Genomic DNA, 20639 nt, shown 5'->3' on the forward strand with positions numbered 1-20639 from the left:
TGCTACTTCCTAAATTTTTGGAAGCAAATGAATTAATGATTTAGATTTATCTTATTTGATTTGACAAAAGTTATAAGTTTAAAGCAGTTAAAAAAACTGATTTATTAAGAATAATTCACTCTAATTAACCCCTTGTTAGTCCTATACTCTCATTAAAATGTGGATATTACTATAAATTTCAACCTTGTCCCTTACATTCTTCTATTCCACCAGAGCCAACGGTAGATAAACCTACATCTGAACATACTTCGGTAGGTAAATTATCAGAAATATCAGACATTCCACTATGATCATTATCTTCTGTACCTTCATCTGTTTTAAGCTTCTTCGTAGCTGCTTCTGCTTGATTATTCGCTAAGGTCTGTCTTCGATGATCTCTAGTTTGAAACAACTCAGTCATATCCTTACCTAAGAGTTCAAATATATTCTTGGACGCTTCAGTCTTAGCTATTTTTCCTAGTGGGTAAGTTGGATCGATCACCTTATTACCCAAATCTACTATATGCTTATCAATTTGTTCCCAATATTGATTAACTTTTTCATAAACTTTAGATGCAATACAGCTTAAAGACTCAAGGTATGGGTCCGTTTGTTCAGATTCAATCGAAGAGAACAATTTCTTTAAATCCTCCAGTTTGGACCTAGCTAACAAGAATTTTTTTATATTAGTATCGTTATCTAAATCTAACTTTAGTTTTGGCACAAAGCCACTAGATTGAACATGCTTTTTTACTTTTTTTAAGAAATCTTTGCAAAAGGCATTATTATCAGCATTACTAAATGCTTCCAATACATTTCTTAAACCATCCATGTTATTATTAGGCTCGTTAAGTTCATGTTTGATGATTTTATTTATATTCTTCTTTAATAAACTGGATATAGATGATTTATTTAAATCTAAAAGCCCTTTATAATGACAGAAAAAAGATATCATTTCTACTTTTGATGAACCCACGAATTCGAGGACATTTTTACCTTGATTATTTAAAACATAAACATCAGCTCCTTTATCAAGTAACCATTTCACTCTCTTTACATTACCGCTTTCAGCAAAGCAGTATAATAGCCTTTCTCCCCTATGATTTTGGGCATTAATATCAGCTCCTCTGTCAAGTAGTAGTTCCACTACTTTCATTTCACCCTGAGTAGCAGCGCGGTGTATGGGTCCATCCCCGCTTTCATTTTGGAGCTCAATATCAGCTCCCCTATCCAGCAGCAGCTGTACTACTTCCTCCTTACCATCTTGAGCAGCATAATGCAGTGGACTGTGACCCCCATCACTTAGAGTATCGACCTCAGCACCTCTATCAAGTAGTAGTTTCATTACTTCAAAGTGTTTAACAGAGCTATGCAGTCCTCTAAACCCTTGATTAGATTTGGCCTCAATATTAGCACCTCTATCAATTAGTAGCTCCACTACTTTCACGTGGCCTGTTGTTGCAGCCCAGAGTAGTGGTGTAAAACCACTAATACATTGCGGCTCAATATCAGCTCCCCTATCAAGTAATAACCTCACTACATCCACTTGACCTGCTTTGGCTGCCATCTGAAGGGGCGTTTCGTGCCCAGCTTCAATATCAGCGCCTCTGTCAAGTAGCAGCTCCACCACTTTCACGTGACCTTCAGCAGCGGCCCATTCTAGTGGCTCTCGACCAGATGGCGCCTTAATATCAGCCCCTCTATCAAGTAATAACCTTACCATCTCCTCTTGACCTTTTTTAGCAGCAAGCTGCAGTGGTGTTCCGACATGAATGGATGAGGCATTAATATCAGCACCTCTGTCAAGTAGTAACCTCACTATATCTAATTGACCATTTTTAACAGCCAGGTGCAGTGGCCTTTGCCAGTAATCACTTTCAGCATTAACATCAGCTCCGCTTTCTATCAGTATCCTCGCTATTTCTTGACTGCCATGTTGGATAGCGCAGATTATCAGCGAAGAATCAAAATTAACTTTAACATTTATGCCTTTTTCAATCAAAAAAGATACCACTTGCGTATCATTTTTTTGGCAAGCTTTAGAAAGTAAAAAATATATCAATGCTGTACTACCTTCTTGACAAGCTTTAGATAGCAAAAAATCACAGCATGATGAATCATATGTAAGTTTTTGTTGTATTACACCCTCTAATTTTTCCCTATCTGTAGTATGAAAATTAAAGATGAAATTTTCAAAAATGTCTTTAGGATGGTTTGTCATAATTAACTATATTGGAATATTTATTTTAATTATGGCAGAAAAATCTAGATATTCAAAATGATTTTGAATAGCCTAATCTATACTAGGCATCCAAAGTTCTAACACTAGAAAACTTCAACATGAAAGATGGTAAAGAAGCCTTTTTAATCCAGGTTTGTGCTATATACCTTCATCGCAATAGCTGTGGATATTACTATAAATTTCAAACTTGTCCCTTACATTCTTCTACTCCACCAGAACCAACGGTAGATAAAGCTACATCTGGACATACTTCGGTAGGCAAATGATCAAAAATAGAATATTCTTCACCATTAGATTCATCTTTCATGCCTACATTTGCTATAACCTTTTGAGTGGCTTTTTCTATGATATTACCCCCCATCCTTCCAAATACAACAGCTTTTTGCAGCTTCTCAAATAGAACAAACATCCTCTGAAGCTTAGGTAGCTTTTCCATTAAAGCATCAGTTTTTCGATGATCTCTAGTTTGGAACAACCTATTTGCATCCACTTGATCTAAAAAATTCAACATGACCTTTAAACCTTTAGCGTGCCCTATGCTTCCTAATGGTTCAGTTGGTTCAATAACTCTTCTAGTCAAACTAACTATATAATTATCAACACTGTTATAAGATCTTTCAACTTCTGCTTTAGCTTCATTTACAATATTACTTAAAGGATCTGCATATTGAATTGAAGATAACAATTCCTTGAACTCCTCACGATTAGCCTTGACTATTAAAAAACTCTTTATGTTATTAACTTGAGATAAATCAAATGTTGGCAATGAAGTAAAATTATAAGCATATTGCTTTATTGCTTCTAAAAAACTTTTACAAAAATTTTCATTACCAGCATCACTAAATATCTCAAATATATTCCTTAAACCAGTTAAAATAGCTCTAGGCTGATCTAATTTATCTAACTCATATCTAATAATTTGATCTACATTTTCTTCCAAAAAACTAGATATCACAGGCTTATTTAAATCTAAAAGTTGTTTATGGCAAGATAAAAGTGATACTGCTGTTTCATCTTCCTCCCACTCATACAAAAAATTCTCAAGAACATTTCTACCCCTATTATCTAAATCATGAGCCCTCACCCCATTGTCAATTAAATACTTTAATATTTTTAATCTCTCTTCCCTTCCAAAAGTTGCATGCAGCAACGTTTCCCCATTATAGTCTTTAACATCTTTATCAGCGCCTCTTTCAATCATCAATCTTACTATCTTCAATTGAGTATCTACATTAAATTCATAATCGTTACCATAGTCAGAGTCATAATCTAAGCAACCTGTAGCAGCTTCATATAAAGGAGTTCGGCTCCAGATATCTTTAGCGTCTTTATCAGCATTTGCATCAAGTAATGCAATCACCACCTCAACATTCCCCCCTCTTGCAGCATAATGTAATGGCGTTGCACTTTTATCATCCCTAGCATTCTTATCAGCATTTGCATCAAGTAGTATCTTCAATACCTCAACATTCCCCCCTTTTGCAGCACAATGTAATGGCGTTGCACTTTTATCATCCCTAGCATCCTTATCAGCATTTGCATCAAGTAGCATCTTTACTACCTCAACATGTCCCTCTATCGCAGCATAATGTAATGGCGTTCCACCATTAATACTCCTAGCCTCCTTATCAACATTTGCATCAAGTAGCATCCTCATTACTTCTACTTCACCATTAATCGCAGCTGTATGAACTAAGGATAATGTACCGTCTTTATTTTCAGCGCAATAATAAGAACCAATTACCTGTAAATACTCCAAGATAATGTTACGCAAATCACCATGCTTTATAGAAACAGTGTTTACATCTTTAATATCACGAGACTTTAAAAACTCTGCCAATACACTTGGTTTGGGTTTAGCTAAATTCATTGAGGTATCAATTGACTCATCCATTGTTATATTATTTTAAGATTACCGTTAAAATAATATCATAATAATATCAATTATGAAAATTTTTGATCAAGAATAAAATGTTAAAAACACTAAAAAGCCTTCCTAATCCAAGTTAGTCTTATACACTTTCATTGCAATGATTGTTATAACCACCATAAAAATGCACAAAGGCCACATATGATGCCAAATTTCAGATAAAGTGCCCCCTTTAAGCATAACTCCCCTGACAATGCGTATTAGATAAGTAGCCGGAAGACAACTACCTATCATTTGAGCCCATTCGGGCATACCTCTGAAAGGAAACATAAAGCCAGACAGCAAGATTGAAGGCAAGAGAAGAAACGTTGATGATTGCATGGCTTGCATCTGATTTTGTGCAGCTGTTGATAATGTGAAACCTAACGCCAAATTGCAAACAATAAACATAAATAAACCCAAAACTAAAAGGAATAAACTTCCTAAAATAGGCACTTTAAATACGAAATAAGCTGCAAGTAAAATTATAGTAAACTGAATATATCCTATAATGATATATGGCGCAATTTTTCCCGCCATAACCTCAATAGGTTTAACAGGCATTGATAAAAGGTTTTCCATAGTTCCCCTCTCCCTCTCCTTGGTCAAAGAAAGCGCCGTCATCATTACACATGTCATAGTCAAAACAATCGCGATTAATCCCGGAACAATATTATAGCGGCTAATTCCTTCTGGATTGTATAATCGGTGAACACGAACTTCATAAGGAGGCTGAGAGGGGGCAATGGTCTCTAGCATACCGTAAGTATCTCTTCCTACTGCGCTGGCAACTGCTTGGTTTAGGATCCCTAGAGCTCCCGATATAGCAACAGGATCAGTTGCATCAGCCTCAACTAACAAATATGGCTTAGCTCCTCTTATCAAGTCACGGGTAAAGCCTTCAGGTATAGTAACCACAAATGTCACAAGACCTTCTTGCAGCAAGCTTCTAGCATCTCTCTCAGATTTGATCTCATCCGTAATTGTAAAATATCCTGAGTTATTTAATCCCGTTATGATATTACGCGCAATAATACCATGATCTGAAGATAAAACTGCAGTAGCAAGGTTTTTAGGATCAGAATTAATTGCAAACCCGAACATAATCAGCTGCATTATAGGAATTGCGATAACCATCTTCAAGGTGCTCACATCACGTTTTAGCTGTATGAATTCTTTTTTGAGTATTGCCCAAATGCGACGAAAAGATATGCTCATAGTAAATTCTCCATTTGTGCTTTTGTCATGTAATGAATGAAAGCATCCTCCATAGATGGAGAAGATAGTTCCCAACTATATGAGGGATTGTTTCGATATGGCGCAGTAGCATTATTCAATGCTTCCTCATCTATTCCGCTAACATGCAAACTTTCACCAAAAGGAGCAGCAGTTGTAACAGCTGGATGTTTTTCCAGCTCCCTTTGCAAACTAGCTAAATTCTCACCTTTAACTACCCATGTAGTAAGACCGGCATTGTTAATCACCTCATCTATAGTTCCTTGAGTCATAATTTTGCCACCTGCAATATAAATAATTTTGTGACAACGCTCAGCTTCATCCATATAGTGCGTAGTCACCAATATGGTCACTCCTTCAGCAGCGAGTTTATGAATCTCGTCCCAAAATTCCCTGCGAGCTTTTGGATCAACCCCCGCAGTTGGTTCATCGAGAAGCAATAATTCTGGATTATGTAATGTACATGCGGCAAGGGCAAGCCTTTGTTTCCAACCACCGGACATACGACCTGCAAGTTGAAATTGATATTTTTCAAGCCCAAATTTTTCAATACATTCTTGCACTTTAGCCTTTTTATTATTTATACCAAACATATCTGATATAAATTCTAAATTCTCTTGCGTAGTCATATCTTCCCAATAACTAAATTTTTGTGTCATATAACCTACATTTTCTTGTATAAGTTGTGATTGCGTACGTATATCATAATCAAGGCACGTACCCTCTCCGCTATCAGGGGTTAAAAGACCGCATATCATCCTAATTGTCGTAGTTTTACCACTACCGTTTGGCCCAAGAAAACCATATACTTTTCCACGAGGCACTTGTATGTTTATATTATCTACAGCCCTTTTACCAGCAAAGCTTTTAGATAAATTATGCAGATCAATAGCATACTTGGCCATTGCTACTTGTCTTCTATATTAATATCAACTGGGAGACCTGGGTTGAGGGATGTCTCGGGTTGATCAGTCTTGGCTTCAACCATAAATACCATTTTCTGCCTCGCATCTGTACTGTAAATTACCGGAGGAGTATATTCCGCCTGCTTTGCTATATATATGATTTTAGCTTTGATTTTCTTTGGGCATCCATCACATGATACAGTAACATATTTCCCCTCAGCAATTTTAGGCAGTTGTTTTTGTGGTACAAAAAACCTAACTTTAACTTCGTTAGGAGGAAGCAGACTTACCACTGGTTTGCCAGCTTGAACAAACTCCCCTGGCAAAAAGAATGTGTTTTCAATATAGGCATCGTTAATAGCCAAAGGGGCTGAATCTTGCAATTTCTTTTCAGCAGAAACAAGGCTTTGATTTGCGGCATCTAGTTTTGCTTTAGCAGCGTTATAATTAGCTTGTTGTTTATCAAAATCAGCTTGACTTATGGTTTTAGATTTTAAAAGCTCTTGAGATCTTTGATACGTTTTGGTGCTCTCATCAAATACAGCTTCCAACTGACGTATGTCAGCCTTAGCATTCTCTATTGCAGCTTTAAGCTCAACATCATCCAAAGCAAAAAGCTTATCTCCTGTTTTAACAACGTCTCCTCGATGAACATATAGATTTTTTAGAGTCCCCGAAGTTGTGGGAGTGATATATTGATATTCCCCCTCGACGTAGCCATGCAAACTTACCTTGTTTTGGTTACAGCTTGTGAGCAGTAACAATAAAAAATAAAAGTGATAACGCATTTTTTGATTTATATTTTAATAAAAATTTTAATCAAGCATCAAGTCTTAAAAATCATTATTTTTGACCATTATTTAGGAAAAATTGAGTAAAAAACCGGATAATAAATAACCACCCAAAAGCAAAGGAAAAAATTAATCTTTAATATGATTAAATATAGTTTTTTTAATATTAAAGCTTTACAATATATATTATATCTTATTTATTTTATATTTAGTAAAGCTAATATTTTCTAACTTTAAGATAAATATATCTTGATTTTTATAATCAATAGTATATAGTATTGAGTTATTAACAACTAAAAGATGAAAAAAATGTTAAGAGTTATACAAAATTATCCTACAGTAGCAATAGAAGATTCGGATCAAGAAGAAAATATGGTAATAACAATAGAAGATCAAGAATATATCCGTGATTTTTTCAGCGCTTCACTTACTGGACACCCAGATATCATGAAGGAGATTATATCGATCTCAGATCTGGGCGCAAATATTGTTAATGCATCAGATAATAGGGGCACAAGCCCATTACACTGCGCTGCAACAAGAGGGCATGAAGATGTAATAGAGTTCCTACTCAGTCAGCCAAACATTAACATAAACCCTCGAGATGATCAAGGTCAAACCGCTTTACATTTAGCTGCGGAAAAAGGATATTTGAACGTAATCAAATTACTAATGAATGCTGGCGCTCAAGCTAGTATTCCAAATCATAAAGGAGAAACGCCTGTAGATTGGTTAAAATTTTGGGCTACAACAGAAAATAAACTTGATATCGTAAGTGAAACGTTAGATGCGATGGAGGATGCACTAATGGCTCAGAACAACTCTACGCACCATGATGATGCACTAATAGTAGGCCATAACAACTATACAAACTCTCATTATATTGGAGATTAAATACCCCCCCATAAGTGGGGGAATATTTAGGAATCACGCGAGCAATTCTGACGTCAAAAGTGCCCAACTAACTACTTTTATACTGCTTCAATACACATAGCTATTCCCATTCCACCACCTATACACAATGTCGCTAAACCCCTTTTCTTTCCTTGTCTTTTCAGCTCATGGATTAAAGTAACTAAAACTCTAGTGCCACTTGCTCCAATAGGATGACCTAAGGCAATAGCGCCACCATTGATGTTTACTTTTGCCGGATCTAAACCTAGCTCTTGCAAGACACATAAACTTTGGGCAGCAAATGCTTCATTAGACTCTATTACATCCAAATCATTTACACTCCACCCAGCTTTTTTAAGAGCAAGACGAGTAGCTGGTATTGGGCCTGTACCCATAATATCAGGATCAACCCCAGCTGAAGCAAAAGAAACAACTCGCACCAAAGGTTTTAGGTTATTAGATTTAACAAAATCATCCGAACCAAGAAGAACAAATGCAGCTCCGTCATTAATACCAGAGCTATTACCAGCTGTCACCGTACCATTTTCTATAAATGCAGGTCTTAGCTTTGCCAGAGATTCTAGCGTTGTATCAGGTCTTATAAACTCATCTTGGTCAACTATTACTGTTTGTTTTTTGACAGTTAAATTAATTGGTGTTATCTCATCCTTAAATCTACCATTTTTTGCTGCTGCCGCTGCTTTTACTTGGGATTCATATGCAAATCTATCTTGCTGCTCACGGGTTATATTAAATTTATTAGCAATATTTTCAGCTGTAATACCCATAGCCTTTCCTGAAAACACATCTGTTAAGCCGTCATAAGACATCGTATCTACGAAATTTACATTCCCCATTTTAGTTCCCTTACGAAGCATAGCAGTATGAGGAGCATTAGACATAGACTCAACGCCTCCAGCTAAAATTAACTGCCCATCGCCGTGCAAAATTGAGGTTGCACCAAGGGCAACTGATTTTAATCCTGATCCACATACTTTATTAATTGTATATGCAGGAATTTCAAAAGGATGTCTTTTTGAATCCTTGAGTGCTTTTATCGTAATTTGCCTTGCAGGATTTTGACCTAAACTGCTCGTAAGAACCTGTCCTATTATCACTTCATCTATTGGATAAGGAAATTGCGATACTAAATCGCTTGCTACTAAACTTCCTAACTCAACTGCGCTTAAAGAGCTGAGTGAGCCTAGTAAATTACCGATTGCAGAGCGCTTTGCCCCTAAAATATATACTTCTTTCATATAAAATGCCATTTTGATTAGTTTATGAGAAAAACTTATCTTAGTTCTTTTACCAAAATATAGTAAATTATATTAAATGCGATATTGATTTTTAAACTTGATACAAAATCACAACACATGCTCTTTTATTATATCCCATCTCACCTAAATTACCTTAGCGTTCTTAGTAAGTTTTTAGTAAACACCTATGGCAAAGGGATAGACCAGGTACAAATAATTTTCGCTCATCCCTTGCAATGTCAGTTTTTCCATAAAGAACTTATAGAAACTTTAAAACCATCTGGAGGCAACTTCTTTTTACCCCAAATTATACCCCTAAGCAGTCTTTGGGAGCGCTTTAGGGTTATTAAAGAAAATGATAAATTGTATGGAAGAGCAAAGTCTATTGAAGAAATTTTATGTCTATCTAAGAATTTAATGCCAGATTTACATGCTGCAGATAGGTTTGAAGTAGCAAATCAATTACACCAAGTACTAAAAGAATTAGCAAATAATAATGCTGATATTACATGTTTAGATGAACAGCTGCTAGCAGATAAAAGCATCCACCTTCAAGAGCAATTAAAACTCATAGGCGAGCAAAGTGTTAATCTAAAAAACTCTCTAGATAATAAGCTTCCAAGTTTTGATTTTGATAATAAAATTTACGTAAAATACCTTAAAGAATTAGTTCAATTAGGTCCTACAATATTAGTTGGACTTACGCGAGAATCTAAATTTTTTAACCAGTTTTTGCTAGACAATTTAGACAACGAAAACCTAACTTTTATCTTACCACCAATTTGTGATGCGAAAAATTTAGATCTATTTAATAATTCTAAAAAGCTCGTAGAATTTTTAAAGGTTAAAGATATAAAACCTATAGGTCAAGAAGAGAGTAATTTTTCGTTTAAAGACTTCTTAGGAGCAAATCCTCAAAGCAAAATTTCTCACATAAGCTTAGTAGAGGCAGAAAACGAAATTGAAGAGAGTAATTTGATATTTATTCTAATTAAAGATTTTTTAGACAAAAACCCAGGTAAATCCATAGCCTTAATGCTCAGTAACAGGCATATCATCAACTTTGTTATTAACAACCTTAAAAAATATCAGATTAGCTTTGCAGATTTTTTAGGTGAGAATTTTCTCGAAAATAAGCTTGTTCAATTCATTTTATCTTTAACGCATTATATCTTAGAGCCAACGAGCATAGATAAACTTTTAGCCTGCTTGAAACATCCATATATTTACTGCGAGTATAGCAATCGAGTCGAAAATATAATTAGAGAAAATGTTTTCATGAATAGTGCCTTTGATATTAGTAATCATATCGAAGATTTATGGCTTAAAACCTGGTGGGAAAATTTCTACAGCATTATCCAAAAATATCAAAACAAATTAAAAGATGAAGCTGAATTAAATGATTTCATTCGTATAAGCTTTCAATTATCCGAGGAGCTATACCCTGATATTTGGAAAATTTCTGGCATTGAGAAAATAGTAAATTTTTTCCGCGACCTACTTGAGGCAAACTTTAGCGTTATTAAAAAAGATGAATACTATAATTTTCTAAAAGCAATTTTAAAGAAAAATAGAATCATCACATCTCATCCATCCCCTCAGGTATCTATTTTATCACCTGATAACTCCTTATATCTCAACTTTGATCTTGTTATTTTAGGTGATATGAACGGAGATATAAAATGCGCCTCACAAAATTTAGATATGTGGATTGCAGGTGCTTTACGCCGTAGCTTAGATTTAACCAATCCTGAAGAAGAGTTTAAAGCAAAAATGCAAGACTTTTACTTACTACTGTGTAATAAGGAAGTAGTTTTAACGCGCGCAAAAAAAGTTAATAATTCTACTACAAGCTCATCAAAATTCTGGCAACAGCTAATGCACTTGGCAAAAAGTGATAAAATTCTTAATGTTGACAGCAAAAATGGATACCTAGATGTTCTAAGATATTATCTTTTTGATCGCACCCTACCCGTAAATAGTGAATTTCTCGTAGAAAACAGTTGTTTTCCTGAAAAAGTTTCTGTCACTAACTTAGAGTTACTTATTAAAAATCCTCATGGTTTTTATGCTAAAAATATCTTAAGGCTTTACCCTTATGATGAACTTAATAAGCAAGAGTTAAACGCAGAATTTGGTACGCTGCTGCATGCGATCATTTGCGCATATAATAAGTTACCTGAAATAGGAGATACTAAAGCATTTTTGCAATTGGCTGAATTAGAGATAAAAAAATTAGGGGCAGATGAGTTTATTATAAATCTCTGGTGGCCTAAAATTGCATCTATCGGTTCTGCATACGTAAATTTTGCTCGCACCAGAGGTGCAAAAAAGATTTACAGTGAAATTTATGGCCAAATGTATGTTGATATAGATGATAAAACCCAAAGAATTATAGCTATAGCAGATGAGATTGTAGTGAACGAAGATGGCAGCGTGCATATCATAGACTATAAAACTGGAACCCCTCCTACAAAAAAGGATGTATTAAGCGGTATAGCTCCGCAGCTAATTGTTGAAGGCTTGATACTTGCACGCGGGGGGTTTAAAGGATTGCCAAAAGTAAACCCATCGCAAATTAGCTTTATCAAGCTTTCTCACAACGATCCTCACTTACAAGAAATTTCAATGCAAGACATAGATTTTGATATTCATTATTCGGGTTTGCAAAACTTATTGAAGCACTATCTCTCCCAGCCTGTACGCTATTATGTTTTGCCTCACGATGACTACATCCCAAAATACGATCAATATAGACACTTAGGAAGAAAAAACTACTTCTTATATACATAAATTCTAGTTTTTAATTCTAAAAGTGCTACCATACCCTTAGAAAATTAAATGTAGCAATTTATGGAAAATAACTTTGATTTAGTCATTATAGGAGCAGGACCGGCAGGATACACAGGAGCTATAAGAGCCGCTCAACTTGGCATGAAGGTAGCATGCGTTGAAAAAGATTCAACACTTGGTGGAACTTGCTTAAATGTAGGCTGCATCCCGTCTAAAGCTCTCTTGCATTTTTCTGAAAAATATGAAGAAGCTCTCAAACATTTAGCAGGAATAGGAATAAATACTTCCTGCTCGTTGGATCTAGCTACGATGATCGCCAAGAAAGATAAAGTAGTCTCAGATTTAACAAGGGGTATCGAGATGCTTTTTAACAAAAATAAAATTCATCGAATCGGCGGTACTGCAAAAATTACATCACCCAATACTGTGCTTATAAATAATCAAACTGAAATTACTGCACACAATATTCTGATTGCAACGGGCTCAATCCCTTCCCCTCTTCCTAATATTACCTTAGATCATAAAAGAATAGTTTCATCAACAGGCGCACTGAGCCTCAAAGAAGTACCGCAAAAGCTAATTGTAATAGGAGCAGGATATATCGGGCTGGAGCTAGGCTCTGTATGGAGAAGGCTTGGCTCAGAAGTAGTGGTACTAGAGTATTCAAATAACTTTTTACCATTTATGGATAAAGAAGTAGCTACTACTCTCTATAGCTTACTACAAAAACAAGGTATGCAATTCCAAATGAGTACAAAAGTTTTATCAGCCCAGACTCAAAGAGATAAAGTACTTATTAAGGCACAAAAAGATAACACAGAATCAGAGCTAGATGCAGATATTGTGCTCGTTGCAGCTGGTAGGGTTCCGTACACTGCGGATCTCGGTCTTGAGGAATTAGGCATAGAAAAAGATAACAGGGGATTTATTAAGGTAGATAGTTTTTATAGAACAAAACACCCATCCATATATGCAGTAGGAGACGTGATCCCTGGTCCTATGCTTGCACATAAAGCGGAAGGTGAAAGCATCGATGCAGTCGAAATTATGAATGGTAAAAAACCATCTATAAATTATAACCTAATACCTAGTGTAATTTACACATCTCCAGAAGTTGCCAGCGTTGGTCTTACCGAAGAGCAGTTAAAGGCAGCATCAAAAGAGTATAAGGTAGGTAAATTTCCTTTCATAGCCAATAGTAAGGCTAAAGCTATTGTCTCAACTGAAGGCTTTGTGAAAATCCTTGCAGATAGCAAAACAGATCAGATTTTAGGCGCTCACATTATAGGACAAAACGCTAGCAATTTGATCAGTGAGCTGGCTGTTGCCATGGAATTTAAAGCATCCAGCCAAGACATAGCTCTAACAATGCATCCCCATCCAACTTTAAGTGAAGCAATATGCGAAGCTGCAAAGGCAGTAAATAAGGAGGCTATTAATATTTAGATCCTTCTAGTTCATTTATTATGTAATAAAGTTTTATAAAAGCCTCGTTCCTTGCTCGAAAAGAGGCCGGCACGTTTTCTTTTTTATCATCAGCAATATGACTTGCAAAAACGATACTTCTACTACCCTTTTGGATATATCCAACAAACCATCCCTGTTGTAGTTCGCTCTTATTACAATTATGATCAACTTGAACTCCACTGCCAGTTTTACCATACAACTTCCATCCTGCAGCAAGCTCAGTAACAAACATTATTCCCTTTGTCTGGATGTAACTTTTTTTGTTTACCGGCAGCTTTTGTTCAATAATATTTTGTAAAAAATCTAATTGTTGATGTGGAGAAATTTTAAGAGAACTTGAAATCCAAGAACGACTTAGCCCATTATTTAATCCCTTATCCCCAGATAAATTCATATTGCCATAGTTAAAGTCTCGGACATATTGTTGAAATTTCCTTGTGCCCAACTTGCTAGTTAATATTTGAGAATACCAAAGACAACTATCCCTCATCCAAGTCTTTGGAGTTTGATCTTGTTTACAAATATTATTAAAGCTAGCATATTCGTTTTTATATTCCCATAAAGGAGTATCTTGATCAACAAAAATTGACGAATTAAAGCCCATTAAACTCAAAGCAATCTTAAATGTAGATTCAGGAGGATATTGATTGCTGCAATCTCCTTCTTGATGAATCATTTTGTCTTTTTCCTTTGCTGTGAAGCAAATTTTTGCCGCAAATACTTCCGTTGCACATAAAGATATAAGCAGCGCTAAGAATTGTTTCATAATCTATTTTTATTAAAGTTAAGAAAATCACATGCCCCCTTCACGTATTATAAAATAAAATTCAATCAATTAGATAGTTGAGATATCTATAGAATTTAAAGCCGCTAGAGCAATATGTAGTTCTGACGATGCACCCTTCCAACTTTGAGGTAAGCAATGTGCTAAACTGCCAAAACAGCTACTTTTAATACTAAATACAGCCACTAAGCTTTGTGCTTTTAGTAATATTACATACAAAAAATCTAATTACCGATATGTACGTCTCTTAAGTTTGATTTATAACAAATTTATTATAAAGTATATAAAAACTTAATTATAAATATTTTATGCTTTCAAGATTGGCAAGACTTTTACATAATGGTGAAGAAGACATTACCTTATCATTAATAAAAACTATAAACCTTGATTATCCTTTAGTCAATATTGAAGCTTCATTGAATGAGAAAGAAGAAACAGCCTTACATTTGGCCGTAAAATACGGTCGCAAATTAGTAGTAAAGCTTTTAATCGAGATAAATGTAGAGCTGAATCGCAAAAATATAGAGGGACTTACACCTTTAAATCTGTCTTTAACTCGAGAAGTTGACAACCCTGAAATTGCCTGTTTACTGATAAAAGCTGGCGCCAATTTTCGTATAGCTTGTAATAAAGGCTATAGCCCAATAGACAGGGCTATCATATCTTTCTATCCCACTTCTAGCGATTCTTATTCCGCTGTTTTAGATAGTATTTTAGAAACTGGATGGAATATTAATAGTATTGATAAGCATGGGTATACAGCTTTGACAATAGCAGTAACAAATAACAATTTATATTCTACTAAATATCTACTAGATCATGGAGCTAACCCTCATCGTAGCATAGACAAACTCCACGTAGCTCCAGAATTACGTAGTAGCGCTTATGGTTACGCAAAACGTCTTGGAAGCAACGAAATGATTGAACTATTGGAAAAAAATGGCGCAATGAATTTACCAAACTCAAGCTTAGTACATCAATATGTCCGAGAAAACAAGATAGAAGAAATAAAGCAAATTATCATACAAGGTGATTACGATTTAAATAAAACGGATGGCTCAGGACTTACTCCTTTAAATCTTGCACTTAAAACGGGTATAAAAAATGAAAAGATGGCCTCTATATTACTTAAGGCAGGAGCAGATCCAAATATACCCGATACCTTGGGAACAACACCTTTAATTCGTGCAGCCGCACATGGATTTCATGATGTAGTGAAATTGCTTATAGAAAAAGGAGCTATCATTAATGCACAGGATAATTTTGGTAATGCTCCATTACAAACTGCGGCTCGTAATAAAGATTGTGCACCTAAAACATTTTCTCTGCTCATTCAACATGGCGCTAATCTAAACCTACAAAATAAAGAAAAAAACACCGCCTTACACTATGCTGCTATGTTAGATCGTGATGACGTTGTTAAGATATTAATGTCACATGGCGCCAATGCTCGCTTAATAAACAAAAACTTTTATACACCAGCTGAACTAGCTATATACTATAAGAATTTCAGCATAGCAGCTTTAATTAAGAGTTTTAATAAAAGTACTCAAGAGTATAAGGAGGATCAAACTCTTACACTTTCAAATACAAATAAATATTTGAAACACACTCTTGAAAAGCACAAAGCAAAAATACCATCACTCACTCCTACAATTGATTTAGATAGTACCGCTGGAGATAAACAATGTAGCTTTCAAGAAACCTTAGATACTAAAAATTTAGAGCTAAAAACTACTCATGATTTACAACCGCCCTTAACAGATGACGTAAAACCATCCGAATTAATAGGCGATACTTCCGAAACAAAATGAAATATTTATAACTGCAATTATAAAAACTTTAAGAATACTAAAAACACTAAGTATTTTTTATAATTTACTATTCTAAAATTTCCTTAAATTATATTTGATTTATATCAAATATTTTATGTACTATAGTAAGTATATAATTAAAAGCATTTTTATACATGAATTTAGAATTAATAGAAGCCCTAAGGAGCCGCAAAGAAGATACAACATTATCACTATTGAGCGCTACACAAGATATCAACTCTTCATTAGATCCAAAACAAAATACATCTCTACATTTGGCAGTTAAATATAGGTGCAAAACAGTAGTGGAATACTTGATAGAGCAAAAAGTAGAGTTGAATTCTCGAAATACAGAAGGACTGACACCTGTAAATTTATCTTTAACTAGAGCTGTTGCAGATCCGGAAATTGCTTGCTTATTGATAAAGGCCGGCGCTAATTTCAATATCAAATGCGATAAAGGTTTTAGCGCTCTGGAAAGAGCCGTAATATCCTTTTACCCAACCACTACCGATTCCTATTCTGCTGTTTTAGATAGTATTTTGGAAACTGGATGGGATATTAATACCATGAGCGCAAAAGGCTACACAGCTTTAGCAGTAGCAGTGATAAACGATAATTTATATTCGGCAAAATATCTCTTGGATCATGGAGCTGACCCACACCGCAGCAAGGATAGAGCTATTGTACCTCCGGAAGGACGCAATAGCGCTTACGGTTACGCTATACGTTCTATAAACCCTAAAATGCTTGAATTATTAGACAAAAAAATAGATCTACCAAAATCGAGCTTAATACATCAATATGTCCGCGAAAACAAAATAGAAGAAATAAAACAGATTATCACTCAAGATGATTGTGATTTGGATAAAACAGATATATCGGGACTAACACCTTTAAATCTTGCACTTAAAACAGATACTAACAATAAGGAAATTGCAGCCATACTATTGAAAGCAGGCGCAAACCCAAATATACCAGACGCTTCAGGATCCACACCTTTAATCCGAGCATCTGCAAATGGATTGCACGATGTAGTGGAGTTACTTATAGAAAAAGGAGCTGATATACACGCTAAAGGAAGCTTCGGCAATACCGCATTACATACTGCCGCTCATAACAAAACTTGCCCACCAGAAACATTTTCTCTACTCATTCAACATGGTGCTCGCTTAGATCAACAAAACCAAGGAGGAAACACCGCTCTTCATTATGCGGCTATGTTCGGTCGAGATTGTATAGCTGAGATATTAATATTAAATGGTGCAAATCCTAACCTAAAAAACTATAAGCTTCAAACACCTGAAACTTTAGCTTATGCTTATAAGAATTTTAGTACGGCAGAGGTGATTAAAAATTTTAAGAAGGATGGTCAAGAGTATAAAGAAGACAAATTCAAAACACCTTTTGATTTTGATGCGTATTTAAAAGAAATAAGAGAAAAATATAAATCTATATCATCTGAAGACCTCACAACTGATTTAAGCAAGATTACTGTAGATGAAGGTTTAAGTGCTCAAAAGCTCTCAGATTATGAATTCAAGACCTCCAGTTCACTACAATCTTCAATAGATAAAGCAGAACAATCTGATTTAACAGGTGAAGCTTCCGAGACCACATAAATAATTTACGTGGCCGCAATACATAGGACAAAAACTTTAGCGGCATAAGCACGTAACTCTTTCGCGCATGCATTCACAGTACTGCGCGTGGTTGATACGTCGTCAATAAGTATCACTTTTTTACCTTGTATTTTTTCTGGATAGTCTATATCAAAGCTACCATTTACATTTTGTTTTCTTTCTTTCTGTGAAAGCATAGCCTGTGACTTAGTCCATCTTACTTTATTTAAAACATCTGGCAAAACTTTTTTACCTGAAATCTTTGATAGCTGCTGGGCTAATACTAAAGATTGGTTATAGAACCTCAGCATTCGTTTGAATCTATGCATTGGAACAGGAATAAGCACGTCATACTCATCAATCAATTTTCCATACATATTATATAAAATTCTAGCAAAAACGCTAGCAAGGCGCGTTTTATCGTAATATTTAAAGTAATGAATTAGTTTTTTACTATTGCGATCAAATTGAAAACTAAACCTTGCTACGTCATATTCTGGGGGATCTTTGATACAAGCCAGACAAGATGATTCTTCTTCAACAACGTAAGGAAGTTGTCTTCCGCAAGTTTTGCAAAAAGGCGCAGATATGAAGTTTAATTTTGACCAGCAGTTTGTACATACCGCATCTAGGTCGACAACGCTTTTATCACAGCAAGGGCAAAGGTTAGGAAAAAAGTATTCCAGCGTACTTACTGCTAGACTTTTGATAGCGCCCATAAATAGCAAACTATAAATTAAACTGGGCAAAAAATGGTGGGCCCGAGAAGACTTGAACTTCCGACCTCACGCTTATCAGGCGTGTGCTCTAACCAGCTGAGCTACAGGCCCCAATTGTCTTATAGCAACAGAATGGATTGTAACTGAATTTTGATAAAAAGACAAGTAGAAATTAGAGCCTATATTTCTATAGTTTAAGGTACGTATTCTTAAGTCAAGCCATCACCTTCCCCCAATGCATCACACAAACCTAACTCATCGCATATAACACTTTCCGTATCATCCATATGCTCTTGAATATAAGACAAATTACTTTCTAACTTATCCATCAACTTTGGATTAGTTAAAAACTTAAGCTCTAAAACTACATGATCTTTAGAGACATTCCATTTAATTGCAGTTTTGACTTTAGATATCTCGCCCTTAATTTCACCTTTCAATTTACCCCTTTCCATACCTTTTTCCATACCTTTTTCCATACCTTCTTCAAAACCCTCTGCAAAACCCTCTTCCTTTGATTCTTTTAATATTTGTTGAGCGGCCCTTTCATTATCTTTTTCTTTCCAGTATAGTGTCTGCTTATCAGCTGACCATGTTGCTATTTTCATAATTTCATACCCTTTTTTAATTATTTCTTTTCTATCTAGTGCCACTTCTTTGTTTGAGCAATCTGACAAAAAAGCTAACCACTGATATTTTATTATGCTACCTTTGTTAATATGCTTATATTCATTACTTTTTTGAAATTTTGGCAACTCAAAAAATCTCCAATTCATTTTATTATTTGGATATATTTCTCCTGTTTTAACAATCATTGGTTTGACATCTATCTCAAAAAGGTTTTGATCGCTTATAGCCGTATTACCAGTAAACATATTCTTTTTCCCGATAACGATAATATAAGTTTCTAAAACTGCTTCATGATATCTTTGACTCTCACCTTCTTTGACCTGATTAGAAATTAACTTCGCCATATAAAACTGTTCCCGAGCTAAAAAATAATTTTCTTTTTGACGTTGCATTTCAATAGCTATTTGATGTTTACCTTTATTAGTGCACAGTATATCAACACTTGTAACTATTCCAGACTGCCCCTTTTCAGATGAAATAAGATCAACTGAGTTTTCATTTGAACTAATCTCTAGTTCAACAATTTCATTTTCTCCACTAAAATCTAATAAACTATTTATAATGCTCATTAATATCTCTTTATCTTTGTTAAGCAGCATTTTAAATCCTACATCAGTTGTAGGATCTGCATAAATTTCGTCAACTTCCATTAACTCACTAGATACTTGAATTTCAGGTAATATAACTTCTGCTCCACCACCATCTAAAGAAGCTAAGTTAGTTTCTGATAAAACAGCCATCCGATTAACTTGGCTAGAATCTACTTCCATGTCTCTTGTTTGTTGCATCATAATTTTATGAAATTATCATTTTCTTAATCATACCATAATTGCTTTACATTCCCCAAAATTTTAGGAATCACACTACATGGTGTGAGCAGAATAGTTAAATATATTTGAAAATTTGAATAGAATTACAATGCTAAAAACCTCAACTAATTTCTATGGCGCTTCTTTAAGTAGTACCGCATTATAGCTTTCTTGTTTTGGCTTAGGTTGCTTGCAATCTTAAAGACAGATTTACTATATTTATCCCCTCTAGCACTTGCTGAATGATAGTGCGCAATAGCTTTAGGCCAACTACCCACTTGAGCATATTTGGTTGCCAGAAGACTTGCCGCATAGTCTATATTAGATTTGGGATCAAGTGCATGCTCCACAGATTTAAAGTTTTGACTGTGATACAGCATGCTTATTTGCATGCAACCAACATCTATTTTCTTATTCCCTTTGCGCAACTGAGATCTTACAAATTTCACAGCCTCACGCTTTGTTGAAAAATAGTATGATTTGCCCCCAGAATTCACAGCCCATGGCCAAACTATCTTCATTTTATGATGAGAATGAACTTTGCCAGATTCTTGCAATGCTATTGAATGAAGCGTGTCTCTTGGTATATTATACTTTCTTTCGTAATACGAAAAAAAGCGGGTACATTTTAACGCTTGATGCATTTCATGGTCCGCTGCATTAACGATTCCGGCAGCAAAGCTCAAGATAACAAAAAGCAATATATTTATTTTTTTCATAAAATACCTTCTATCATATATATAAACCAAAATGCCAAGCAACACAATAGGCTTGCTCCCGTTAAGT

Annotated in this window: 16 protein-coding genes and 1 tRNA gene; 5 read left to right on the forward strand and 12 right to left on the reverse strand. The window is 35.1% G+C overall.

What is annotated here, in order from left to right:
• Positions 1 to 178 precede the first annotated feature (178 nt).
• From phytr_RS03470 to phytr_RS03490, 5 genes are all read right to left on the reverse strand, one after another.
• Positions 179 to 2200 (reverse strand): ankyrin repeat domain-containing protein, encoded by a 2022-nt coding sequence (locus phytr_RS03470; RefSeq protein ID WP_106874499.1) that lies wholly within the window; start codon positions 2198 to 2200, stop codon positions 179 to 181.
• A gap of 202 nt (positions 2201 to 2402) precedes the next feature.
• On the reverse strand, positions 2403 to 4115 hold the full coding sequence (locus tag phytr_RS03475; protein WP_106874500.1) for an ankyrin repeat domain-containing protein: 1713 nt from the start codon (positions 4113 to 4115) through the stop codon (positions 2403 to 2405).
• A gap of 102 nt (positions 4116 to 4217) precedes the next feature.
• Positions 4218 to 5348 carry an ABC transporter permease gene (locus phytr_RS03480; protein WP_106874501.1) on the reverse strand — a complete coding sequence of 377 codons (1131 nt, stop codon included), beginning with the start codon at positions 5346 to 5348 and terminating at the stop codon, positions 4218 to 4220.
• Positions 5345 to 6271, reverse strand: a complete 927-nt coding sequence (locus tag phytr_RS03485) for an ABC transporter ATP-binding protein (RefSeq protein WP_106874502.1) — start codon at positions 6269 to 6271, stop codon at positions 5345 to 5347. Before phytr_RS03485 ends, phytr_RS03480 begins: the two co-directional genes overlap by 4 nt.
• A 2-nt stretch (positions 6272 to 6273) precedes the next feature.
• Positions 6274 to 7059 carry an HlyD family secretion protein gene (locus phytr_RS03490; protein WP_106874503.1) on the reverse strand — a complete coding sequence of 262 codons (786 nt, stop codon included), beginning with the start codon at positions 7057 to 7059 and terminating at the stop codon, positions 6274 to 6276.
• Between the two features lie 312 nt (positions 7060 to 7371).
• Here phytr_RS03490 and phytr_RS03495 point away from each other — a divergent pair, with 312 nt between their 5' ends.
• The gene (locus tag phytr_RS03495; protein ID WP_158706848.1) at positions 7372 to 7956 is read left to right on the forward strand and encodes an ankyrin repeat domain-containing protein; all 585 of its coding nucleotides are present in this window, start codon (positions 7372 to 7374) and stop codon (positions 7954 to 7956) included.
• A 77-nt stretch (positions 7957 to 8033) separates the two neighbouring features.
• Here the strand turns inward: phytr_RS03495 and phytr_RS03500 are convergent, their stop codons facing one another.
• On the reverse strand, positions 8034 to 9215 hold the full coding sequence (locus phytr_RS03500; protein ID WP_106875032.1) for an acetyl-CoA C-acetyltransferase: 1182 nt from the start codon (positions 9213 to 9215) through the stop codon (positions 8034 to 8036).
• A 117-nt stretch (positions 9216 to 9332) separates the two neighbouring features.
• On the opposite strand from phytr_RS03500, the gene phytr_RS03505 reads away from it, so the two are divergent.
• Together phytr_RS03505 and lpdA are read left to right on the forward strand one after the other, a co-directional pair.
• Positions 9333 to 12008, forward strand: a complete 2676-nt coding sequence (locus phytr_RS03505) for a PD-(D/E)XK nuclease family protein (protein WP_106874505.1) — start codon at positions 9333 to 9335, stop codon at positions 12006 to 12008.
• A gap of 60 nt (positions 12009 to 12068) precedes the next feature.
• Positions 12069 to 13454 carry a dihydrolipoyl dehydrogenase gene (gene lpdA / locus phytr_RS03510; RefSeq protein ID WP_106874506.1) on the forward strand — a complete coding sequence of 462 codons (1386 nt, stop codon included), beginning with the start codon at positions 12069 to 12071 and terminating at the stop codon, positions 13452 to 13454.
• Here the strand turns inward: lpdA and blaOXA are convergent.
• On the reverse strand, positions 13444 to 14241 hold the full coding sequence (gene blaOXA / locus phytr_RS03515; protein ID WP_106874507.1) for a class D beta-lactamase: 798 nt from the start codon (positions 14239 to 14241) through the stop codon (positions 13444 to 13446). The two genes, lpdA and blaOXA, sit on opposite strands and share 11 nt — an antisense overlap.
• 69 nt (positions 14242 to 14310) lie before the next feature.
• The gene (locus phytr_RS06395) at positions 14311 to 14478 is read right to left on the reverse strand and encodes a hypothetical protein (RefSeq protein ID WP_158706849.1); all 168 of its coding nucleotides are present in this window, start codon (positions 14476 to 14478) and stop codon (positions 14311 to 14313) included.
• 89 nt (positions 14479 to 14567) lie between these two features.
• Here phytr_RS06395 and phytr_RS03520 point away from each other — a divergent pair, with 89 nt between their 5' ends.
• Both phytr_RS03520 and phytr_RS03525 read left to right on the forward strand, forming a co-directional pair.
• Complete coding sequence (locus tag phytr_RS03520; RefSeq protein ID WP_106874508.1) at positions 14568 to 16073, forward strand: ankyrin repeat domain-containing protein; 1506 nt, start codon at positions 14568 to 14570, stop codon at positions 16071 to 16073.
• A 155-nt stretch (positions 16074 to 16228) separates the two neighbouring features.
• Positions 16229 to 17695: an ankyrin repeat domain-containing protein gene (locus phytr_RS03525; RefSeq protein ID WP_106874509.1), complete on the forward strand. Its 1467-nt coding sequence runs from the start codon at positions 16229 to 16231 to the stop codon at positions 17693 to 17695.
• A 5-nt stretch (positions 17696 to 17700) separates the two neighbouring features.
• On the opposite strand, the gene phytr_RS03530 is transcribed toward phytr_RS03525, so the two are convergent.
• The 4 genes from phytr_RS03530 to phytr_RS03545 all read right to left on the reverse strand — a co-directional run bounded on the left by phytr_RS03530 (position 17701) and on the right by phytr_RS03545 (position 20572).
• Entirely contained in the window at positions 17701 to 18414 is a 714-nt protein-coding gene (locus phytr_RS03530; protein WP_106874510.1) for a ComF family protein, read from the reverse strand.
• Between the two features lie 34 nt (positions 18415 to 18448).
• Positions 18449 to 18525: transfer RNA gene (locus phytr_RS03535), tRNA-Ile, on the reverse strand.
• A 98-nt stretch (positions 18526 to 18623) separates the two neighbouring features.
• Entirely contained in the window at positions 18624 to 19835 is a 1212-nt protein-coding gene (locus phytr_RS03540) for a PD-(D/E)XK nuclease family transposase (protein ID WP_106874511.1), read from the reverse strand.
• Positions 19836 to 19978: 143 nt separating this feature from the next.
• Positions 19979 to 20572 carry a transglycosylase SLT domain-containing protein gene (locus phytr_RS03545; RefSeq protein ID WP_158706850.1) on the reverse strand — a complete coding sequence of 198 codons (594 nt, stop codon included), beginning with the start codon at positions 20570 to 20572 and terminating at the stop codon, positions 19979 to 19981.
• Positions 20573 to 20639 lie beyond the last annotated feature (67 nt).

The sequence above is a fragment of the Candidatus Phycorickettsia trachydisci genome, assembly GCF_003015145.1.
Lineage (GTDB): Bacteria > Pseudomonadota > Alphaproteobacteria > Rickettsiales > Rickettsiaceae > Phycorickettsia > Phycorickettsia trachydisci.

Bases quoted from the DNA above. Each gene is read 5' to 3' on its own strand.
- lpdA (WP_106874506.1), top strand. From the start codon at position 12,069: ATGGAAAATAACTTTGATTTAGTCATTATAGGAGCAGGACCGGCAGGA.
- phytr_RS03520 (WP_106874508.1), top strand. From the start codon at position 14,568: ATGCTTTCAAGATTGGCAAGACTTTTACATAATGGTGAAGAAGACATT.
- phytr_RS03495 (WP_158706848.1), top strand. From the start codon at position 7,372: ATGTTAAGAGTTATACAAAATTATCCTACAGTAGCAATAGAAGATTCG.
- phytr_RS03545 (WP_158706850.1), bottom strand. From the start codon at position 20,572: ATGAAAAAAATAAATATATTGCTTTTTGTTATCTTGAGCTTTGCTGCC.
- phytr_RS03525 (WP_106874509.1), top strand. From the start codon at position 16,229: ATGAATTTAGAATTAATAGAAGCCCTAAGGAGCCGCAAAGAAGATACA.
- phytr_RS03470 (WP_106874499.1), bottom strand. From the start codon at position 2,200: ATGACAAACCATCCTAAAGACATTTTTGAAAATTTCATCTTTAATTTT.
- phytr_RS03500 (WP_106875032.1), bottom strand. From the start codon at position 9,215: ATGAAAGAAGTATATATTTTAGGGGCAAAGCGCTCTGCAATCGGTAAT.
- phytr_RS03540 (WP_106874511.1), bottom strand. From the start codon at position 19,835: ATGATGCAACAAACAAGAGACATGGAAGTAGATTCTAGCCAAGTTAAT.
- phytr_RS03490 (WP_106874503.1), bottom strand. From the start codon at position 7,059: ATGCGTTATCACTTTTATTTTTTATTGTTACTGCTCACAAGCTGTAAC.
- phytr_RS03475 (WP_106874500.1), bottom strand. From the start codon at position 4,115: ATGGATGAGTCAATTGATACCTCAATGAATTTAGCTAAACCCAAACCA.
- phytr_RS03480 (WP_106874501.1), bottom strand. From the start codon at position 5,348: ATGAGCATATCTTTTCGTCGCATTTGGGCAATACTCAAAAAAGAATTC.
- phytr_RS03505 (WP_106874505.1), top strand. From the start codon at position 9,333: ATGCTCTTTTATTATATCCCATCTCACCTAAATTACCTTAGCGTTCTT.
- blaOXA (WP_106874507.1), bottom strand. From the start codon at position 14,241: ATGAAACAATTCTTAGCGCTGCTTATATCTTTATGTGCAACGGAAGTA.
- phytr_RS03485 (WP_106874502.1), bottom strand. From the start codon at position 6,271: ATGGCCAAGTATGCTATTGATCTGCATAATTTATCTAAAAGCTTTGCT.
- phytr_RS03530 (WP_106874510.1), bottom strand. From the start codon at position 18,414: ATGGGCGCTATCAAAAGTCTAGCAGTAAGTACGCTGGAATACTTTTTT.